At 42.7% G+C, this 19,717-nt stretch carries 15 protein-coding genes and 2 pseudogenes; 12 read left to right on the top strand and 5 right to left on the bottom strand.

What is annotated here, in order from left to right; translation table 11 throughout:
• Window positions 1–166 precede the first annotated feature (166 nt).
• The 4 genes from IEW70_RS18500 to IEW70_RS08290 all read right to left on the bottom strand — a co-directional run bounded on the left by IEW70_RS18500 (window position 167) and on the right by IEW70_RS08290 (window position 3,449).
• Window positions 167–391: a NucA/NucB deoxyribonuclease domain-containing protein gene (locus IEW70_RS18500; RefSeq protein ID WP_188647605.1), complete on the bottom strand. Its 225-nt coding sequence runs from the start codon at window positions 389–391 to the stop codon at window positions 167–169.
• Window positions 388–1,041: a hypothetical protein gene (locus IEW70_RS08300; protein ID WP_188647456.1), complete on the bottom strand. Its 654-nt coding sequence runs from the start codon at window positions 1,039–1,041 to the stop codon at window positions 388–390. The genes IEW70_RS18500 and IEW70_RS08300 overlap by 4 nt, the downstream gene beginning before the upstream one ends.
• Before the next feature lie 9 nt (window positions 1,042–1,050).
• Window positions 1,051–1,563 (bottom strand): hypothetical protein, encoded by a 513-nt coding sequence (locus IEW70_RS08295; protein ID WP_188647455.1) that lies wholly within the window; start codon window positions 1,561–1,563, stop codon window positions 1,051–1,053.
• Window positions 1,564–2,039: 476 nt separating this feature from the next.
• A complete protein-coding gene (locus tag IEW70_RS08290; RefSeq protein ID WP_188647454.1) occupies window positions 2,040–3,449 on the bottom strand; it encodes a NucA/NucB deoxyribonuclease domain-containing protein in 1,410 nt (469 codons plus the stop codon).
• Between the two features lie 326 nt (window positions 3,450–3,775).
• Between IEW70_RS08290 and IEW70_RS18115 the strand changes: the two genes are divergently transcribed.
• The 9 genes from IEW70_RS18115 to IEW70_RS08250 all read left to right on the top strand — a co-directional run bounded on the left by IEW70_RS18115 (window position 3,776) and on the right by IEW70_RS08250 (window position 17,286).
• Entirely contained in the window at window positions 3,776–3,898 is a 123-nt protein-coding gene (locus tag IEW70_RS18115; protein ID WP_268234840.1) for a hypothetical protein, read from the top strand.
• A gap of 135 nt (window positions 3,899–4,033) precedes the next feature.
• Window positions 4,034–4,753: a thermonuclease family protein gene (locus IEW70_RS08285; RefSeq protein ID WP_188647453.1), complete on the top strand. Its 720-nt coding sequence runs from the start codon at window positions 4,034–4,036 to the stop codon at window positions 4,751–4,753.
• Between the two features lie 1,183 nt (window positions 4,754–5,936).
• Window positions 5,937–6,938 carry a ParM/StbA family protein gene (locus tag IEW70_RS08280; protein WP_188647452.1) on the top strand — a complete coding sequence of 334 codons (1,002 nt, stop codon included), beginning with the start codon at window positions 5,937–5,939 and terminating at the stop codon, window positions 6,936–6,938.
• Between the two features lie 12 nt (window positions 6,939–6,950).
• On the top strand, window positions 6,951–7,271 hold the full coding sequence (locus IEW70_RS08275; RefSeq protein ID WP_188647451.1) for a hypothetical protein: 321 nt from the start codon (window positions 6,951–6,953) through the stop codon (window positions 7,269–7,271).
• A 613-nt stretch (window positions 7,272–7,884) separates the two neighbouring features.
• Window positions 7,885–9,741, top strand: coding sequence for an HNH endonuclease (locus tag IEW70_RS08270; protein WP_188647450.1), 1,857 nt, complete (start codon window positions 7,885–7,887; stop codon window positions 9,739–9,741).
• Window positions 9,742–9,760: 19 nt separating this feature from the next.
• Window positions 9,761–10,240 (top strand): hypothetical protein, encoded by a 480-nt coding sequence (locus IEW70_RS08265; RefSeq protein WP_188647449.1) that lies wholly within the window; start codon window positions 9,761–9,763, stop codon window positions 10,238–10,240.
• 456 nt (window positions 10,241–10,696) lie between these two features.
• The gene (locus IEW70_RS08260) at window positions 10,697–13,075 is read left to right on the top strand and encodes a UvrD-helicase domain-containing protein (protein WP_188647448.1); all 2,379 of its coding nucleotides are present in this window, start codon (window positions 10,697–10,699) and stop codon (window positions 13,073–13,075) included.
• A 34-nt stretch (window positions 13,076–13,109) separates the two neighbouring features.
• The gene (locus IEW70_RS08255; protein WP_188647447.1) at window positions 13,110–16,535 is read left to right on the top strand and encodes an AAA domain-containing protein; all 3,426 of its coding nucleotides are present in this window, start codon (window positions 13,110–13,112) and stop codon (window positions 16,533–16,535) included.
• Window positions 16,536–17,010: 475 nt separating this feature from the next.
• Window positions 17,011–17,286, top strand: coding sequence for a hypothetical protein (locus IEW70_RS08250; RefSeq protein WP_188647446.1), 276 nt, complete (start codon window positions 17,011–17,013; stop codon window positions 17,284–17,286).
• Between the two features lie 1,128 nt (window positions 17,287–18,414).
• On the opposite strand, the gene IEW70_RS08245 is transcribed toward IEW70_RS08250, so the two are convergent.
• Window positions 18,415–18,876, bottom strand: a complete 462-nt coding sequence (locus IEW70_RS08245; RefSeq protein WP_188647445.1) for a helix-turn-helix domain-containing protein — start codon at window positions 18,874–18,876, stop codon at window positions 18,415–18,417.
• Between IEW70_RS08245 and IEW70_RS17855 the strand changes: the two are divergent.
• From IEW70_RS17855 to IEW70_RS08235, 3 genes and pseudogenes are all read left to right on the top strand, one after another.
• Window positions 18,876–18,971 (top strand): annotated as a pseudogene (locus tag IEW70_RS17855) (ATP-binding protein); the annotation flags it as partial. The gene IEW70_RS08245 and the pseudogene IEW70_RS17855 sit on opposite strands and share 1 nt — an antisense overlap.
• Window positions 18,972–19,016: 45 nt before the next feature.
• The gene (locus IEW70_RS08240) at window positions 19,017–19,367 is read left to right on the top strand and encodes a magnesium chelatase subunit ChlI family protein (RefSeq protein WP_229751893.1); all 351 of its coding nucleotides are present in this window, start codon (window positions 19,017–19,019) and stop codon (window positions 19,365–19,367) included.
• 134 nt (window positions 19,368–19,501) lie between these two features.
• A pseudogene (locus IEW70_RS08235) lies at window positions 19,502–19,615 on the top strand (ion transporter); the annotation flags it as partial.
• Window positions 19,616–19,717 lie beyond the last annotated feature (102 nt).

Here is a 19,717-nt window from a genome sequence, read left to right as displayed (position 1 = left end):
GCTGAAGTCGACTATTGCCTATTTTTTCTCTTTTAAAGCACCCAGCTCTACACCGGTTCTGACTAGAGGCGCTGCCATATGCCCGAATCCAAACACAAAAGTCAACAAAAGAGGACAGCTTGGCTGTCCTCTCTTCCTAATCCCATCACCTATCATTAAGTTGTGTTTATCTGAAGCCAATATAAAACTGATCCTTATGCAGGATCCGATCATAAGAATACCATGCATTGAGCCAACGTCCGTGGGCGTTGTTAGCATCTCCAGGAATGTAGCGAACTGAGAAGTTCCCATCGCCTTTTCCGGCCCCTTCATAGGTCGAGGCAAACGGGAACTCATCACATTGTTCGCCCTTTTGCCTGGGATCATAAGGAAGCGCTTTCTGTACTTCTATTGAGAGTCATACCGAACCGGATTATACTCCTTATACAATCGAGTGAGCGGGACGGATTGTCCCGGGATCGTTTTTCCTGGCCTGGGTGGAAAGGTGTTTGCGGGATCCGTCATCGCCTGCTTATGTTGCTCAAAAGCCGGATCCATGATGTCAAAGTACGAGTCGTTTTCTTGGTAGTAGAAAACGGGCTTGACGTCGGCGAAGATCGCCCCTGCTTTGGGCCAAAAACGAGGACTGTACACAATTAGGTAATCGGCGGAGTCTGCCCGTACCTTCTGTTTTTCACCATCCCCTGATCTTTCAGGGAATACACCAGGGGGATTCACCGTAATCCTGGGCCAAATGTCCATATAACTGACTTGATCTATATTTTCGACGGTTTTGGGTGGCGGATTGGAATTAAAGGCTTCGTCTCCCCGAGGATTTTCTCGCCATTCGGATACCGTTCGGGTATCGGGACCCTTATCCCCGATGCAATCGGGGTTGCCTGAGGTTCCCTTACATTGGAGATCGACGGAGATATCGGCGCCCTCCCACCAACCGGTGTTTGGAATGCCGTTATACCCATATTTGATATCATTGATCTGATACTCGTAGGATACCTGTCTCGATCCATTGGAACCATGGCCTATTATGGTTAACCGAAACATCAGAGGGCCTTAGAGCGGTAACAAAGGTGCCACGGTAAAATATTCAGTTTGACAGGAAGCATAGTGGTTTTTAATCCATATAAAGTCGTCTTTTCCTTGTGAACGTTCAATACACTCGTCGAACGTAATGTTTTCAAAAACCTTATCAAAGGGAGGTGGACTCCATTTCTCCCCTGGAGCTTGTGTTGATGGATTCATCTTGACGGGATAGGTTTGCTTACTCTGCGCAGCTTCCCTTTCCATCTCTTTCAAGTTTTTTTGCTGCGGCGTATGCTGTTGTGCTGATATGAGACCCAGCTCTTTCGGAGACTTCCCTTGTTGAAGTTGTTTCCACACTTCATCTGCTTTTTTCGAATCACTGGTCGGAAGAATGTACATGTTCACTTGATTCGACGGCTTTGTCGATGTGGCTTTCTCGGTTGGCTGAGAATTGTCTCCCAGTACAACACTGGGGCTAATCACGGCAGTTATCAATAGAACGATGGCTAGGACTACTTGTTGACAAGCCGACTTTTTCCTCACGATAAATACCTCCTTTTAGTAAATCAACTTGTATTTATAGATTAGAACCTAAAACTACTTTTAAATTTCTATATTTTTTAATAAAAATTGCTTGAACCTTACTAAATAACCCCAACCAAACTTCTGGAAACGTAACAGGGAAGTCCGCGGCCGCTCCCACTGCATCTCCTTGAAGTCCCGGGTGTTCTCCCCCAGAAAGACCCCATCCCGGCGGCTGGATCTCCAGCCCCCGGCTCCTACTTAAGCATCACCTTCAGTTGGCCTCCCGATCGGGGTAGATCCACGGGTCATCGCTGGTATTACCCCTAAATCTGTGTTGATTCATTTGGGCGTACTCTGTTGAGACGCTAGTGCATCATCAATTCCGCACGGTTTTGTCAACACCCCAAGTAAACTACTTTTTGGGAGAGCGCTTGGTTCATCATTCAAAAGAAGGCCATCAATTGATGGCCTCCTTTTTATCAGGATTATATCTCCTATGGGTTAACTCGTACGTTGAAAGGATCTTCATTCAAGATGCGATCATAGGCATACCATGCACCCAGCCAGGTACCACCAGCTTGGTTAGAATCCTTATTGATGTAACGAACAGAATACTTACCTTCGCCGCCCGTAGCTGAACCTTGCCACGTAGAGGCAAAGGGAAACTCGTCACACTCGCTGTTGGCTGGTTTCGGTATTACACCTTCGTTAGACAACTTCTTACACCAATATTGGGATTTTCTCCGGTTTTTGCGAATTGATGATTTATCCTTTAACCTTGTTAGGGGTAAGCTATATTTTCCTCCTGGGATGATCTTCCCTTCCCCAGGATATGGGTAGGTTTTCTCCGGGTGTTCTAGGGCATCTTTGATATGTTGTGCTTGTTCTTGCATAACGCTTGGATCACTAAGAGAGAAATGAATAATGGGTCGGACATTACTGAAAATGCCGGCATTGTAGAATGTTTGATTGGGGTCAATCACCTTCATGTAGTCAGCGGAATCCCAACGGACCTTCTGTTTTGGAGAATCCAGTGTTCGCGTAGGAAATTGGGGTGGATCCATGACTTGGTGGGTGAAAAACTCCATGTACCCAATCCGTTCGGGATTATCATCGGTCTTTGGTGGCGGTGTAGAATACAAGGTTTTTCTGCCAAAGTTGTTGATTCTCCACTGGGCGATCGTTCTTTCGATTTTTGAGGTTGATTCCGACTCTTTACAATCCTCGGGCTGAATCAAGGGATTGCAATCGATATCCACCGTCAGTTTTGATGCGTTGAGAAACGGGTGAGTGGTATAGATATCATCGATGTAGTAGTCAAAGTTCACTTCCCGCTCCTGTTTGTCTTTGTCTTGGGAGTTCGTCCCGTACCCAATCTCAGTCACCCGATACTGGACTCCGTAGGTAATTGGAAACGGATAAGGGAAGCGATACCTTTGCCATCCGTAGCTTACGATTTTGCTTCGGCACCAAGCAAAATGGTTCTTAATCCATCCTTCATCTTTACCGCTTGCCTCGATGTTATCTAAACATTCTTCCTTACTGATGTAGTCATATTGAAATCGTGGTGGTGTCCATTTTTTGTTGATTTTTATAGGTGGATCTAATTTTACATCATAGGTCTGTTGAGCTTTGGCATCTTCTTTTTGAACTTCACTAAGGGACCTTAATGGTGACGTGCCTGTCTTTCCTGAAGTTAAACCCAGTTCTACCGGGGTTTTCCCTTGCTCTAACTGTTTTTGCAGTGAAGCTGCTTTTTTCGCATCTCCAGGAAGCTCAACAAACCAGCTGTATCCCTCTTTTGCTGATCCACTATCTGCCTGGATTGTGCCTGGAGACGCTACCAAGCTAATTAACAACGCTAGAGACATGACGATCGCTAATCCTCGCCATTGTTTTACCATTACAAAATACCTCCTTTATTATTTTTTGAATCATATGTATTTTTACGCCACTCATTTGGAAATACCTGTTTATATTCAAAAAATATCTCATAGTTTGTCACTTTAGACAGAAATAAAGGAATTTCGTTGGCTACAACTTACGAAGGAATCGATGTAGGGGAGGGGAGGTTCTACGTCTCCGAAGGCTAACTGTATGGCAACGGTAGTCATTTCCGGGTCCTTGAAGGAATTACGTAGGACCGAATCAAATTACTTTAACAAGTGTTGGTGCACTTCACTCTATCGCATTTTACAATGGAAGCAAACAGACGAGGAGGGAAGTGCCGATGTGGAAAAAGAAATTGGGCGAATTGGCCAAAGACATTCTGAAGGATACGAAAAAGCGGGAAATGATACTAAAAGAAGGAAAAAAGATACTGGGTAAGGCTAAGAAACGGTTACAGAAATAAATTATGCAGGTTGGGAAATTAGCTCTTTTTCCGTTAGGAACGGATCTTTACCGATTCCTTTTTTTTGTGATTTGAATGGTATAAAGGTGTACGATGAACAACGAAAGGAATGATTGGATGAAAAGGGTTTGTGTTTTGATTTTTGCATTGGTTGCTCTGGCAGGGTGTTCGTTCAATCAGGATATGCCCGTTAAGGCACCAGCTATAGATTCCACGAACCGAACAGAAGTGAAGTTACTTGAACATATTGACGGTGACACCACCAAATTCAATGTGGATGGCAAGGAAGAGACGGTACGGTATCTCCTGTATGATACCCCGGAGACTCGACATCCTGACCTGGGAAAGCAGCCGTTGGGCCCGGAAGCTAGTGATTACGTAAAAAAGCTATTAACAGAAGCGGATAAGATTGAACTGGAGTTCGATGTGGAGAAACGGGATAAATATGACCGGATGTTGGCCTATGTTTATGTAGACGGTAAAAGCGTTCAAGAGGAAGTGTTAAAAAAGGGGCTTGCCCGGGTGGGTTACATATATGAGAGCCGCAGACACTTAGACGATTTCCGGAAAGCCGAAGATATAGCCCAAGAAAAAAAGATCGGGGTATGGGAATGCCCGGGGTATGTAACGGATGACGGATTTAACCCCGATAAGTGGTGCAAGGACGGGAACAAGCCGGACGAAGGAAATAAGGGGAAGTTCATCGCTAGCAAGGATAGCAAAGTATATCATGAAGTGGGGTGCCCTGGTGCAAAAATGATCAAACCAGAGAACGCTGTGTATTTTAAATCCGAGCAAGTAGCCAAAGACAGCGGACGGCGTATGTGCCATTCTGATGGGTGCCCATTGAATTAGCACTAGAAGCCGAAAGGCAAAGGCTTGCTTTTAATCCCTTCATACTTCAGCGCTTAGCGAGTGTGGTGGGAGACAAAGGGCCACTTACGAATACTTTGAGTTTGTCTTGAGGCCGAGAGGCACTTGGCAATTCATCATGTATGGTCCCAATGGTGTTGATTATAGATACAAGAGCGTCTCTGTTGAGATCGTGAAACCTGAGCTGATTTTCGTTTTCCAGCATTATGGGACGTATGATAGGCTCGTCGGTAACTGATCTCCGCTGGCTGGACGAAGTACCCGCGGATCGCCCTGTGATGATTGTCGCCGAGGGATTGATGATGTACCTTACGGAAAAAGACGTCAAGGCGCTCCTCCATCGATTGACTGATCATTTCTCCAACGGCCAAATAGCGTTTGATGCGTTCAACCGACTAGGTATGAGGTTGGGGAAGTTAAGCCCTATCATCAAGGCGACGGGCGCGTCGTTTGGCGGAGTCGATGATCCTCGAGAGATTGAGAAGTGGAATCCACGATTAAAGTTGGTCACGGAATTGACTCCCCTCGAAATGCCAGGAATCGCCAAACTACCATGGAAGTACCGTGTGCTATCCCTTATGCTAAATCTTAACCGCAGTCTGAGGAGGCTAAATCGGCTACTGCGCTATCAGTTCTAGTGGTTGGAAGCCCGCAGACGTGAAACGTAAACGACCAATTGGAGAACCTTGTGGGAAAAACGACTTTCTAACAGACAACAAAGAGCCACTCCCTTTTTTGGCGAAGGTGGCTCTTGTTCTTTAAAAAAACCAAAAAGAGACGAGACGGGTTAAATATCCTTTTTTACCATTTTTGCTTGGTAGCTCGTAGTAAACCAAGTTGCCCAAAGTGCAAAACCAGTGATGAGGTAGTTTGGAAAGTGAATTTTGAGGAAGTTTATTGGGATGAGTATTAAGCCCTGAATGAAAATAACAAATTTTAAGTTAGTAATTACCCTTTATGCTTGCTTTTTGGGTAACAAAGAAGAGCTGATAAACAAACAAAAAACGAAAGTAACCTAATTAAAGGTCTTAAAAGGTAAAAAGGGGTAAATCAAAAGAGTTTGAGCGTTATTCCTCTTTATATTAAAGGGTACAAAAAAAGATTAAACGGGAAATAAGAATTAAAAAAGGTATTTTACATTTTCATAAAAGGGGAGAGGAATAACATGCTTCGTACTGTGGCCTTTGAAGCAGCCAACAGTTACGTCAAAGTGGTGTCGGATCTAGGGGAATGGACCTATCTCAATACCTTGTCGAAGCCGCCGCGTGAGAACGGCCCCAAAACGCTATTAAAACGAGATACAAAGACGGTTTATCAAATTGATGGGCGTTCCTATGTGGTTGGCAAATCCCGAACCTCGTATGAGTCTTCCTCTTCTAAAGGGAAAGATCGATATGAGACCGATCAATATATGGTGGAATCGTTGATTGCGATTTCTCACGGAGTGCAAGACGGTGACCAGGTTCATGCGGTGACGGGTCTGCCAGGGTCGCATTATACACAGGAATTAAAAGAATATCTGAAGCAACGTTTCATCGGAACTCATACCGTTACAGTGAACGGTCATGATATCACCTTTGAAATTGTCAAGATGGATGTGATTTTGCAACCGCTGGGAGCCTACATATATCTGTTAAGGGACAAAAACGGGATGATTCGACCCCATGCGAAGGAATTGGTAAGCCAACGTGTGTTGAGCTTTGATATTGGTTGGGGATCTAGTGACTATGCCATCATTGAGGAGAATGACTTACAGGATTGGGGAGAAACCTCTTTTAGTATGAAGGACGCCTTCCAAGACATTTATTTGCAACTACAGTCTGCTTATCCTTCCCGTCCCATCGCTACGTCGAATATTGGGTTGTTCGATCTGGAAACCCAATTGCGTCAGAACGAAGGCTTTTTCAAATACTCTGGAGAAACCTATGATGTCCGACAGATTCAAAATGAAGTCTTAAACGACTATGCGGGTCGAATGATGACCAGTTTAGGGCAGAAACACCGCCTTCAAGACTTTGATATGGTGATCTTCACAGGTGGAGGCGTGGAAGCACTGAAGGCGTATATCAAACACAATCTGACAACCTCTAACGCCATGCCGATGAAAGGTGCCCAATTGGCTACTGCACGGGGATTGTACGTATTCGGCAAATACTTTGCCGCGTGAGGTGATATAAAAGTGCCGAGGAAAAAAGGAGCGGGATCAACGGAAACACCTTTTAATCTGAACGTGAAGCTGGATCGGGAAGAGGATGCGGATATTATCCAAGGATTAAAGAAACGGGGAAACTCCGCATTAACCAAAAATGCCATACGATTTTATTTACAGTTGATTGAAACTGCTGAGAAAAATGCTTTGGAAAGAGTACACCAAGCGCCTGCTGTGGTGTCTACTCAACCACAAACAACCAATGCGGCACCGCCCCAGCAAACAACGCAACCGGACTCTTCTCAAGAGGTACAAGCGAGTGGCGATGAGTTGTTTGGCTCATGGGAATAGAAAAGCTCCCTCAAATCTGAGGGAGCTTTTTGTGGTGGGTCCCCGTCCAAGAATTGGTATGGTAAAATAGACCATGGTAGTAGCCAAGGGCGGGTGGCCACACCGACCCTCCATGAGAGGGGGTGAGGCTTATGGAGCTTCTTAGCCTGATTGTCAAGGTAGCTAGTGTAATTGTTCAAGCATTGGCTGTCTATGTAACGTATCGGGCATTCAAAAAGAAGTAACCCGCCCCTGTGGCAAAGGTCTGCGGGTTACTTCCCTGTGAACTGTGGCCGCTCGTCTGCGGCAGCTACCCGGCGGTAGGGGTTCCTCCCTGCCGCCGTTACTATTTCTATCCATAGGATATCATGGATATGCGTTTTCAGTCTAGTTTTGAGGCCCTTATACGATCTGGATTACTTCAATTTGTTTAGTGTTTTGTGTTGTACTTCTATATACGGGATGCCGTATATGATAAATAGCTTACATGAGATAGCTTGGGGTTGTAGTTCCGAAGACGAAGCCAAGTAGGTAAGACCCTACTTGGCTGTTTCATTTTAATCCTATAAGACTATTAATCTAACATTATTTAATCAGTTATACTAAATTCGTTATCAGAAAGGAGGTATTTTTGTTGAATTTTAAACGGTTTTTTGTTCTGCTCTTTTTTTTTGTATTATGTGGTTGTGCTCCGATGCAAGCGGCTGTAGATTGCCCTGATGCGCCTGAGATTAACCCACCAGAGTTGCACCCACCGGAACTGAAGCCACCCGAGTTAAATCCACCGGAGCTAAATCCACCGGAGCTAAATCCACCAGAATTAAACCCACCGGAATTAAACCCGCCGGAGTTAAATCCGCCAGAGTTAAATCCCCCGACCTCGGATTTACCCATTGCTATGATGCAAAATCCGCTAGCGACAATTTCTTTTATCTTGGATGATTGTATTGGTGGGGAGCAAACTGAACAGAAAGATTTTCCGGAACCCAAAGAATTGCCTAAACCAAAACCTTTACCTGATCCCAAAGAGTTACCTGATCCCAAAGAGTTTCCAGAACCTAAGGAGTTCCCAGAACCCAAACCTTTCCCTCAACCAAAAGGGTTGATGTACCAAGATATATACCATCAGCAAGGATATTTAGTACATACCGCGGCCAATGTGGTTGCGGAAGTCTCCAGTCCTTCAAGCGACCAACAGGCAATAGCTTCGGAAGATCCTTGCACTAAAGGGTTATCTCTTTTGGATTTGTTCTCATTGATAATGGCCATTTTCATGTTGCTGTTGTCCATCGTTTTGATTTTCCTCCTTCCTGTGATCGGATGGTCAATGGCCATCGGCATGGCCTTCGGCGGTCTCACAGGCGCCTTGGATGGTGCCCCTCCTGTAGACATTGCAACGGATGCCATTTACGGCGGTATAGCGGGCCTAATCAGTTTAGGAGTATTTGCCACTACAGCTCGTGTCTTGGGAATTTTTGCATCTTCTTCCTCCTGGTTAGGCCGATGGTTCCCAAGGTTTACAGCTGGATCCACCGGTGGAGCTAGCGATGAGGCTTCCTTCCAATGGCTACGTAAAGGTGAGGTCAACTGGAAGCAGGTTTTGTTTGTAGGAGCTTTAGCAGGCCTTCTCAGTTTTGGCTTTGGGAACTTTACCGACCACGGCAAGAAGCTGGTTTCTTTACTACCAAAAGGTATTCAAGAAATTGGTCAGCACGCTGTCGTTAGCGCAGATGGGCCGAGCGGTAAATTTGTCTCCTTTATCAAGGGCGGGGCTACGAAGCAATACCCAAAGGTAGTTATTGACGAAAGAGCGGGACAGACATTTACAAAAGAAGTTAACGGTGAGATTCGCTGGAGATATATAAATTGGAAAGGAAAAGAAAGAACACTGTATAACGGAAAGTATGCTGGTCAATTTTACCGAGCAGAAGTAAATGGAGAAACCATACGTGTTCCGTTTGATGATAACGGTTTTCCGAAATTTGAGCAGTGGAAAGCCATTGATCTAAAATTGGATAAGGAGCTTTGGTTTGCAAAAGACAAAGAGCAGTTTGTAGTCCTAAACAAAGATGTATATTTGCAAATGACAAAAGACGAGGATCTTATAAGAAAAATAGATGAAGGTTTCTTAGAGGTTATCCAAAAAGGGGTTGGTGATAAAAATTACCCTGGATATAGAAAACTAGGGAGGTTCTTGAAAGAAAATCCTGATTTACAAAGATACATTAAGCCAGAGGAACGAGATCTACTTGAAAAAGGACTCGGCAGTGAGGAGCTGTATAATCGGATAATATCCGATGAACAAATTTTAGATAAGTTCCGTAAAGCAAACTATAAATGGATTCAATCAGGGGAAGACCCAGTTGGGTATACTTGGCATCACCATCAAGACCGAGGAAAAATGTTATTAGTTAAGTCTCGAGTTCATGGCTATGTAAAGCATGTAGGAGGAAGGGAAATCTGGGGCGGAGGAAATGAAAGGCGAAATTAATGTGTAGGAGGAGTTTTTATTGGTACCAGAAACAGTAAAGGCCAATATTGAAAGAGTGTTGGTAGAAAATAAAGAAGAGGTAGTCAAAAAACTGAAGAATTTGTTCGAATATCCTCTTCATCCGGACACGAGAATTCTCCTTTTTGAGGTGCAAGGAGATAGTGGTATTTTTGGTATTCAAATTAGTCAGTTTAAGTATTTAGATGAAGAAATTCAGTATAACGCAAAAGGTGAGTTTATTGGATCTGCTATAGTTGATTTCGGGTTTGATTTCTTTGAGTACATTCCAAGGTATGTATATAAACAGGATATCGATACAGAAATAGAGTTTAGCAAATATGCAGAAGAACGAATGTACGAGTGGCTTGCCGACTGTTTTGAAGAGGCGGGGGGCAAAAAGTTTCCGATTAAATGCTGTGTACATTTTCATGATACAGGTGAAGGTTTTGATCTACATGATCGACAATGGAAGGATTTAGAGGATTTCGAGAATCATTAAGTTGTTTGCAAAAAGAAACCGGGAAGAAAAAACTTCCCGGTTTCTTTTTTGTTAGTAAGGTACTTACTCACAGGACCAATCATGGCTATCCGTATCCAAAACATATGGATCTCCGGAGTCGGCAGCGCTTCTTGTTGGTGGAGAAGTCTGAGCAGTCCCCATCTGATCCATTCTGATCATATACTACGACTTTAAATTTGAGTACCGTCTAGGTAGCTCTCCTACCACATTATCAAATCTAGCACCGGAACCACAATTTTCAGATGGTGTAACGAATATCGGTCCATAGCTTTAAGGTACAGACGGAAAAGTGCCCCATCGCAATGGCTCTCGAATGAAGTCTCCTGTCTAGAGGGACTTAGTTAAAATTCAATTGAAATTTAGAAATATATATATAAATCCGTTTACTTACTTGTTATGATAAATAAAAAGCCCATTGACTTTTGGAGGGTTATAATGAGGTTATTAGATCGTCTTACAGGGATGGATAAAGCAAAAAAAGAGATTGAAACACTAAAACAACAACTTCAAGAAGCTCAAAAAACACAGAGGGAATTAGTAAGGGAAAAGGAAGAGGTATTAGAGCAACTACAACAGCTTGTTCATTCTGACAGTAATGAAAAAGAGGTGCTCCTAAAGCAGCTTCGATCTACTTTACGTACTTACGAAAAGCAAATAGAAAAAATCAAGGTCTATGAAGATCGGTTTGGCAAGCTCGAGCCTAAAAAGGATCTCAGTAGCTCTATAAGCGAGTATGATAGGGACGCAAGTTTTTTTGAACGTTTGGAACTTATTAAAGGAAATCCTTTTAACGCCAATCAAATAGAAGCCATTCGTTATAGAATGGACAGGCATCTACGAATCATCGCTGGAGCAGGAAGTGGGAAGACAGAAACAATTTGTGCTAAAGCAGTTTATCTAGCCACGATAGAGCGGGTAGATGAAAACCGTATCGGTATGATCACCTTTACCCGCAAAGCGGCTGAAGAAATGGAGCAACGAGTGCACCAATTCCTCGGTACGGACAAGTGCCAAATCTCCATAGGAACTTTTCACAGTACATTCATTCGGTTGTTTAACGAATTAAAAAACCGTTTCCCTGCCGTTCGGAACATCGGCATTCAGGGGGGCAATCCGGATGAGGGGGAAAGTCAATATCGAAAACTGCTTCGAGAACTGATATCCAAATATAAGCTCCATCAATTCAATGACTATGGAGATAAAGATATTTTTGAACGGATTTCCTTCTGGACAAATATGGGTTATTCGCCGGAAAAGATGCGGGAAGCCATCGCCACGCACTTTGATTCGTTAGAATCCCATCCTACAGAACCCATTAGTGATCGGTTCTACGCCATGATGACAGAGATGCATCGTATCCGGCAAGAAAATAACATCACCATCTACGATGATTATCTAGTTAATTTACATAAAGCGTTAAGAAAGTATCCTGAAGCAAGAGAGTTTATCCAAGGCAAGTTTCAATACCTTTTTATAGATGAGTTTCAAGATACCAATCCACTACAGATGGAGATTGTGAAACTTATTACGCCACCAGAGTTAAACGGAGCAGCTAAGTTGATTATCGTAGGTGATGACGATCAGAGCATTTACGCTTTCCGAGGTTCTGATCCTACATATATTAAGGAGTTTGATCAAACATATCCTACTCATACTGTAGAACTAATGATTAATTATCGGTCCATCCGGAAGATCGTTAACGCTGGTAATCGTATTATTGCCCAAAATGCTCATGATCGGGTACAAAAATCCATGGAGCCCTTCCATAAAAATAAAGGTGATGCATTAACGGTTGTCTTGCCAGATAGCATCAAGGAAGCACATTGGATATTAGATCAGTGTGAGAAGCTAGGAGCTAAAACCCCATTTGTTCAGGGGGAAACCAGGGAAAGCCCTAACTATACTGTTAGTGTTGTCATATACCGCTCTAGTGGTCAGCTACAAAGCCTCCTACAAGCCTTGAACCAAAGAGATATTCCCTATGTCATTGAAGCAGAAGACATGTTAGGTAGCTTCAACTTAAAGGGTTTTAAATTTACCTTTGAAGCCTGGATTAGCTTATTAGAGAAAAAGGAAGATCCTTCATTTTCCTGGCAGAAGATCTTTAAACAAGCTAGCTACGATTACTTCCTATCAGGAGATAAATTAAGAGCTTTTCAAAGTGAGATGGAATCACTAAAGGAGGATGAGTGGTGTGAAGCTTTTGTTCAATTTGTAAAGGAGAATAAAAAGCGTTTTAATGCCATTGAACCTTTAGAAAAGTACATTAAGCTTTTACGACGAGCATCACAGGGTAAAAAAGTGGCCATGAGCAATTTAGCTAAATGGTACGTTCAATTCCCAAAAGTTAAGAAGGAATTAGTCCCAGAGGAAATCAGCTGGATTCAATCTGATTGTGAGGCACGTAATACTTGGCCTGAGTTATATCAATATTATCTACAGCTGGTCGAGAAGAAAAAGACGATGGCACAACGGATGAAGCAATACAATAAGGGAGAGATTAATGCTTTATATCTTCTTACTATTCACAAAAGCAAAGGACTGGCTTTTGACAACGTGTTTGTTATTGGGGCTTACGATGGAGGGATTCCCCATAAACAAGCTGTAGCGAAGAAAGATGTTAATTTACAGGTGTGTAGAGAAAAAGCAGAACCTCCGACTACAATTGAAGAAGAGCGCCGCTTAATGTATGTAGCAGTGACTAGAGCAAGGAAAAACGTCTATGTAACATTACCAGATACAATGCAGGGGAAACCATCTCCACGATCAGAATTTATTAAGGAGCTAAAACTAAAACTATTGAAAGTGGATTAAGAGCAAACACTAAAAGAAATAAGGGAGAGGGACTATGGACAAGGAGAAAAATCGCCTAAGATATTTTTTGCGTAGCTTTCAGGACCAACAGGGAAGTCAGATGCCAAATAAAGATGATGGAATACATATCCCAGTACAGGAATTTTTGAGGGGGGAACTATCCGAAGATACCTTGTTACTCCTTGAAGAGAAGATGAAGGACCTGGAGGGAGAAAAAGAACTCCATATCTGTCCGGTCTTCCTGCGTAATTCCAAAGAGAATATCTTAGCCCCTCTTTTTCTTCCCGCTCGATTAGACGAAAGAAGGTTATTGCCTAACCTTCGTCGACCACCGTATATTATTCGTGAACATCTGGAACCGACAACCGGTAATCACCTAGTATTGGGGAGTTTAGAGGATTACGAAAAGTTTCTGGAACAACATCCGTATACAGTAGAAGGGAATTGGAAGCTAGCCATTCATTATGCGGAGAAGCTTTTCAAACATGTTACTGGTCAGCAATATCAAAGGTTTATGGTGGAGAATTATCGCCAAAGTGAGGAGGTCTGGGTGGTTCCCAAACAGGGAAGTGGTCCTCATAGGGAATTGATAGAACTCTATGAGAGTTTATTGTCTTCGGAAAATATGCCGACCCTATTAAAAAACTATCTATCGCTTGAGGCAGAGAAAAAAGATGATTTGCTAAAATCATCATTTACGCATTCGGATCGCCATGTGGGACAAATGAATGACAAATATCCCCTTTCATCTGGGCAAAGGAAAGCACTCCATCACTTTTTTTCATTAAATCAAGGTGAAATGTTGGCGGTAAACGGTCCACCCGGAACCGGCAAAACGAGTTTAATTCAAAATGTTATCGCTTCGTTATGGGTAGAAGCAGCGGCAAAAGAGTCAAATCATCCGCCTGTTATGGTTGTAACTTCGACTAACAACAAAGCGATCACTAATGTGATTGAAAGCTTTGGGAAGATTGGAGAAAAAGTATCTAAGAAGGGTACAGTTTGGGCAAAAAAAACTGAACGTCTTAAGGGAAGGTGGATTCCTGGTTTACAAAGTTATGCTCTTTACTTTCCATCCAATACCCAGCTGATGAAGTTGAATCGCCAAGAGAGAGAACAATACCAGATTGTCAGTGAAAAAGGCGAGAACTTTATGGAAGGCCTCGAAGCTGCTGGTCGTCTTCCCGAACTAGAGGCTCATTTTTTAAAGGAGTTTTCTGCGTATCAGGGACACACGGTGAATAGTGTCGAAGAAGCGGTCAAACTCCTGAATAAGGAGCTTAATGAAGTTTGTAGTGCGATTCATGAAGGACTTCTCATATCTTTCAAACACCAAGACCACCAGGATTTGTTGAAACAAGAATTTAATAATTCCATCGAGGATCTTCAAAGCAAAGTGACAAAGTGGAAGGAACAGGCTGTTAAAGCAAGGGAATTAAAAAGCGTTTTTTCAGATCTGAAGACGAAGTGGAATGAGTATCAAAATCGGGAACCTCTCTGGTGGAAATGGCTTATTTTCCTTCCCGGAATGAACAACAGGATCTTACGAAGAAACGAATCCTTTGCCCTCCAACATAGTGAGTGGATTCAGGTCACCTCCTATTCTGCGGATGAGGTTACTGCCGCTATCGACCGGAGCCTTCAAAAACACACTAAGGAAGAATGTATAGCAGTAGAAAAGCATCGTGAACTGAAGGACTTAAGTAAGGAGATCCATGAGACAGAAAGGCGACTTCATCAATGGAACGATCAATACCAAATTCGAGCGGACAAGATTCTTTCTGAACTCGATACCAGCCTACGTTTCCTAGCTTTTCAGCTGGCCACCCATTACTGGGAGGGACGATGGCTTTTGGAGATGAAAAAGCCCCTTCACAAAAGCAAGTCGCCATCTAATCTAAAAAAACAATGGCATCGTTACGCGAAGTTAACTCCATGCATGGTGTCCACCGTTTACAAGATTCCTAAGTGGTTCTGTGGTTACAAACCTAAAGAACGCGGAAAAGGAACTGATCCAGATTATCTGACAGAATTTATCGACCTCCTAATTATCGATGAAGCGGGACAAGTTTCACCAGAGTTGGCGGCACCCAGCTTTGCGCTTGCAAAAAATGCTCTTGTGATTGGTGACGTGATGCAAATTGAACCAGTTTCTAATATTACTAGAGCGGTAGATCGAGGGAATCTATTCGGGTGTAATGTTGTCAATGATGAGGAAACGGTCGTCGAAATGGAGGATAAGGGTATGACAGTTACTACAGGAAGCGTTATGAAGATTGCACAACGCAGGAGTAAGTATCAGGTAGTTGAAAATTTTGGAGGGATGTTCCTGGCGGAACACTACCGATGTTTACGAGAAATCATTAATTATTGCAACGTATTGGCCTACGATGGAGAATTAGAACCGTCGAGAGATAGTGCGTGCAAATACAATTTTCTCCCTGCTCTTGGTTATGCTCATATTGAGGGTACAGTTGAAAAGGCAAGCCGGAGCGGTAAGTTTAACATCTTAGAGGCAGAAGCAATTGCTCGTTGGGTCAAGGAAAACGCTAAACAGATTGAACATACCTCAGAAAAGAAAATCGGCGAATCATTGGGTATTGTTACTCCTTTCCGCTATCAGGCAGCATTGATTCGACAGTTCCTAAAGGAACTGGGATTTAGGAATATTACTGTTGGTACTGTCCATGCTCTTCAAGGGGCAGAAAGGGATATTATTTTGTTCTCTCCAGTGGAAGGAGGTGCTAATCCTTTTTATGATAATAATCTAAACTTGCTAAACGTGGCTGTTTCCCGTGCCAAAGACAGTTTCCTTATTTTCGGAAATATGAATACTTTCGGTACCGTACCTGGGAAGCCGTCTAATATTCTCAGAAGTTTTGTCTATAAAAAGGAAAACGAAATTCACATCTTCTCAAGGGAAAGCGGATTGTTAGAGAAAGTAGAGAAACGACTTAAGAGAAAGTTTGATCTTACGGAAAGAAATGATCGAACAATCATTCAGCATATCGTTAATATCCAAAAGAATGAGGGGCAAATCTTTCTAACTAGTAAAGAGGTCAGTGCGACCATGTATAAGGAGGAAAAACAAATGAATGATAATCGAGTCCAATACTCGGGGAATATAAATATTAGTGGGGGTCAAAACAACCTAGGTAGTGGAAATCAATATAACCAGAGTAGTGCTAACCTAGAGGAAATGGAAAAATTAAAAGCTAAGCTTAATCAACTGCTACTTGAGCTAAAGAAAACTAATGAACTGCATAAGGCAGAACAACAAGCTGCCTTGGATGATCTTGAAGATGTTATTGATCGCTTGGAGACTGGCGATATAAAAGAGGGAACGCTTAGAAGGCTGAATAGGAAATTAAAAGAGTTAGACGGACTGGTATTAGCGGGTTCAGGGCTTAGTCAGTCGATCGCTTCCGTAATGGGGATATTAGATTTGGTTATGAAATAAACCCACCTTTATTTTTGCCTAAGTGAGTCCGAAATAAGGAAGGCTCTTTATATGGTTAAATGGTTTATTAATCTTAGAGAGACTTCACTCATGATGAAGGGGTCGGTTTCAACCCTACATCATCCATTGAGAACCATCCAGCCTATCATCTGGATGGTTTCTTGTAAAAGGGGGTTTTATACAGGATGCTTAACCCGGTAGAAGGCATTCATCACGTGCTGCGGGTTTACCGCATACCTATAATGCTGATCGGAACCAGCTGAGGGAGCATTGACATGCTCCATTTTGTTCTTATTACATTTCAGCTTTCTAAAATTGGACGGAAAAACAGCGGAAAAATAGCGGAAAGATTCCGCTTTGAGTGGGAATAATAAATAATAAGTGGGATTTGGGTGAGATATTAGTTCGGTTTAAGACATTCGGCTAATTGCCGAGTGTCTTTTTTATTAAGGTTGACTTACAGGAGGGATCATAGATGAAAGTGGAACGGTTTTATTTGCTTTCCGAAGAAGAAACAAAACAACGTATACGTGAATCTTTGGCGCATCATATCAACCTTTGTTATGGCAGAGCAATTGTAGTTGAACGTCAGAAGGGAGCAAATAAAAGGGCAAATAGACCCCTCGGAAAATCCGAGGGGTCTATTTGCTTTATTTCAGTCACAAGCGTTTTCGTCACCGTTCCGATACATTCCATGAAGATTTCTGGGGCCTGCGACTTCAAAAAAAGAAATGCACTTCGTACTCGGTAACCCCGTAAAATATTTTTAAGAGTGGATAAGGGGTTTAATATAACCTGTATTAATAAGTTTAACTTCGACATCTATAGTTTCATATACCTTAATACTGGGGTTCTTATCAAAGTAATATTGTTCCCCCTCTTTAAAGATGGGGATAGTAATGAGTTTATCTTTATCCCCGGCAATGACTACTCGTGTTTCTCGGACCTTTTTGTCTTTTACAGACGTAATCATAAAGTATTCTTGTTGAACAGCAGCTTGAAGGGTACCAATACCGTATGGAAGGCGAAAAGGGATGACTGTTGTGAAATATAGAAAAAACAAGGATATACCAATTATTGTTAATCGGCGGGCTATATTTTTTCTCCCTCGATTAATTTTGTTTTACGCCATAGATGCCACATGTAAGGTGCTAGAAGTAAAAAAATAAATAATTTGAGACCCATCCAGTAGCTTGTTCTAAAAACATTTCTTTTTTAACAAATCTATCTGCGAACATGTATGCGGTTAAAAAACCGAAAAAGGTTATAAACATCCAAAAAAATAAGACTCCATATTTATTGAACGACCGAATAGTAGACCAAAAAGAATTACTGGTAATAATGAGGTAAGAGCCACCATAATAATGACAGTTACAGTATCATATAAATTCGGTTCAGCATATAACCCTGCACCGAAAAATTCCAAATAACCTTTGCTATATTGATAACAAACATTATAGATAAATGCAGTAATAAGAGTTATCCAAAATAAATGTTCTTTAAGAGTGAGGCTTCTTAATTGTTCCAACCACTTATGCAAATATGTTGACCAATTAAACTTGCGAGTTGTTCTTTTTCTTTGACATTATTCCGAGTTTTAATATGTTTTCTCCTCTTCCCCATTTGTACCTCCTGTGATTGGATTAATTTAAGTATAGCAAGATAGAATATTTATTTCCATTGTAAAATCACATCCTTTTTCTGATTTCAGAATATATAAGGTTAAATTACAGATAGTTACAGATATGAGGTTCAAATAGGGACCTTCTTCCCTTTCGCTGCGTGGACACCTCTCGGATACCATACCCGTACCGACAACTTGGGAGGCGATTAGGATACCATTGCAGTATCCCCAAGGCATTGAGGAAGCTGGCAAACATTAGTCGCCGACTTTGAGTATGGCAAGATATGCTTCCAATTTCTCCATATGCTCTGAAGAGGGTTTTACCAACCCATCTTGCCAAAGTCTCACGCTTTTCTCATTAACGCCCAAAGTTTCGGCCATCTCATGATGGGTCATACCGTAATATAGGCGGGCCTTCTTCAGTCGTTGGCCGAAGGAATACTCAGGAAGGGTCTCGAAACAACCTAGGTAGGCAATGGAAACATCCAAGGCTTGAGACAAAAGGCGCAGGGTACTTAGCTTGGGCTTCGTTTGACAGTTCTCCAGTTTGCTGAGAGCAACATGGCTGATCCCGATGAGGTTGGCTAAATCCTTGATAAGCATACCCTTGGAAAGACGTGCTTCTTGGATGCGAGCAGCAGGGGTACTGGGTTGGTTGTTTGATTTCATGCGGCTGTTCGGCACCGCTTGAGCTAATGTGAAACCTAGATTGTTCACTGCATGGTTGTCCCTGTGGCTACTTTGGTTATGAGGAAGATAGGGACTGCACCTGTACGCCCCACCAAATACAAAGGTATCGGTCTCGTATCTCCGGCCCCTTACTGGATCGGATCGATATCCATGTGGAGGTTCCCCGTGTGGATTACAAAACCTTATCTGCCCATTCGGTCAATGAAAGCTCCCGATCGGTCCGGGAGCGGGTGAACGTGGCCCGCCGGATTCAGGAAGCACGATTTGCCGGCACGGACATTTGGAACAATGCTTCCATGTCCTCTTTGATGATTCGGAAATATTGTGAGCTGGACAAAGATTCCCGGGATTTGCTGAAGCAATCCTTTGATACCCTGGGCTTGTCCGCCCGAGCCCACGACCGGATCTTGAAGCTCTCCCGCACCATTGCCGATTTGGCAGGAGAGAAACGGATCCAGCTCGCCCATGTCGCAGAGGCGATCCAGTACCGGACTTTGGACCGGAAGTGGTGGGGGTAGTGAGGGATGAGTGAATGATCGATTTGTTTTAAACAACATATGTTACAATATGTTTTAAGATCGTTTTCCTATCGAGGTTGTGAGAACCAGCTAAAATGGTCAACGACCCTTGGGATTCTCAGAAGAGCTGAGCTATGCGCGTGTTACGAGTTTTACGGGTACTACGTGCCGTTTCCATCATTCCGTCTCTTCGTCGCTTGGTAGAAGCCTTGCTCATTACTATCCCGCAGTTGGGGGATATCCTTATTTGTGGGCTTTTTTAGTATGCGGTTTCTAAGTTGTTAGTTCATAATATGTACTCTCTGGTGTATTATGATAGTAGTGTACGTTATGTACATATTTCTCTTGGG

Origin of the sequence: Marinithermofilum abyssi (assembly GCF_014641195.1) — a bacterium.
In the GTDB taxonomy this organism is placed as follows: domain Bacteria; phylum Bacillota; class Bacilli; order Thermoactinomycetales; family DSM-45169; genus Marinithermofilum; species Marinithermofilum abyssi.
This window is presented reverse-complemented; position numbering and strand designations above follow the sequence as displayed.

Coding starts and splice junctions, on each gene's coding strand:
- IEW70_RS08300 (WP_188647456.1), bottom strand. CDS start 1,041: ATGTTTCGGTTAACCATAATAGGCCATGGTTCCAATGGATCGAGACAG.
- IEW70_RS08290 (WP_188647454.1), bottom strand. CDS start 3,449: ATGGTAAAACAATGGCGAGGATTAGCGATCGTCATGTCTCTAGCGTTG.
- IEW70_RS18115 (WP_268234840.1), top strand. CDS start 3,776: ATGTGGAAAAAGAAATTGGGCGAATTGGCCAAAGACATTCTGAAGGAT.
- IEW70_RS08280 (WP_188647452.1), top strand. CDS start 5,937: ATGCTTCGTACTGTGGCCTTTGAAGCAGCCAACAGTTACGTCAAAGTG.
- IEW70_RS08260 (WP_188647448.1), top strand. CDS start 10,697: ATGAGGTTATTAGATCGTCTTACAGGGATGGATAAAGCAAAAAAAGAG.
- IEW70_RS08255 (WP_188647447.1), top strand. CDS start 13,110: ATGGACAAGGAGAAAAATCGCCTAAGATATTTTTTGCGTAGCTTTCAG.
- IEW70_RS08250 (WP_188647446.1), top strand. CDS start 17,011: ATGAAAGTGGAACGGTTTTATTTGCTTTCCGAAGAAGAAACAAAACAA.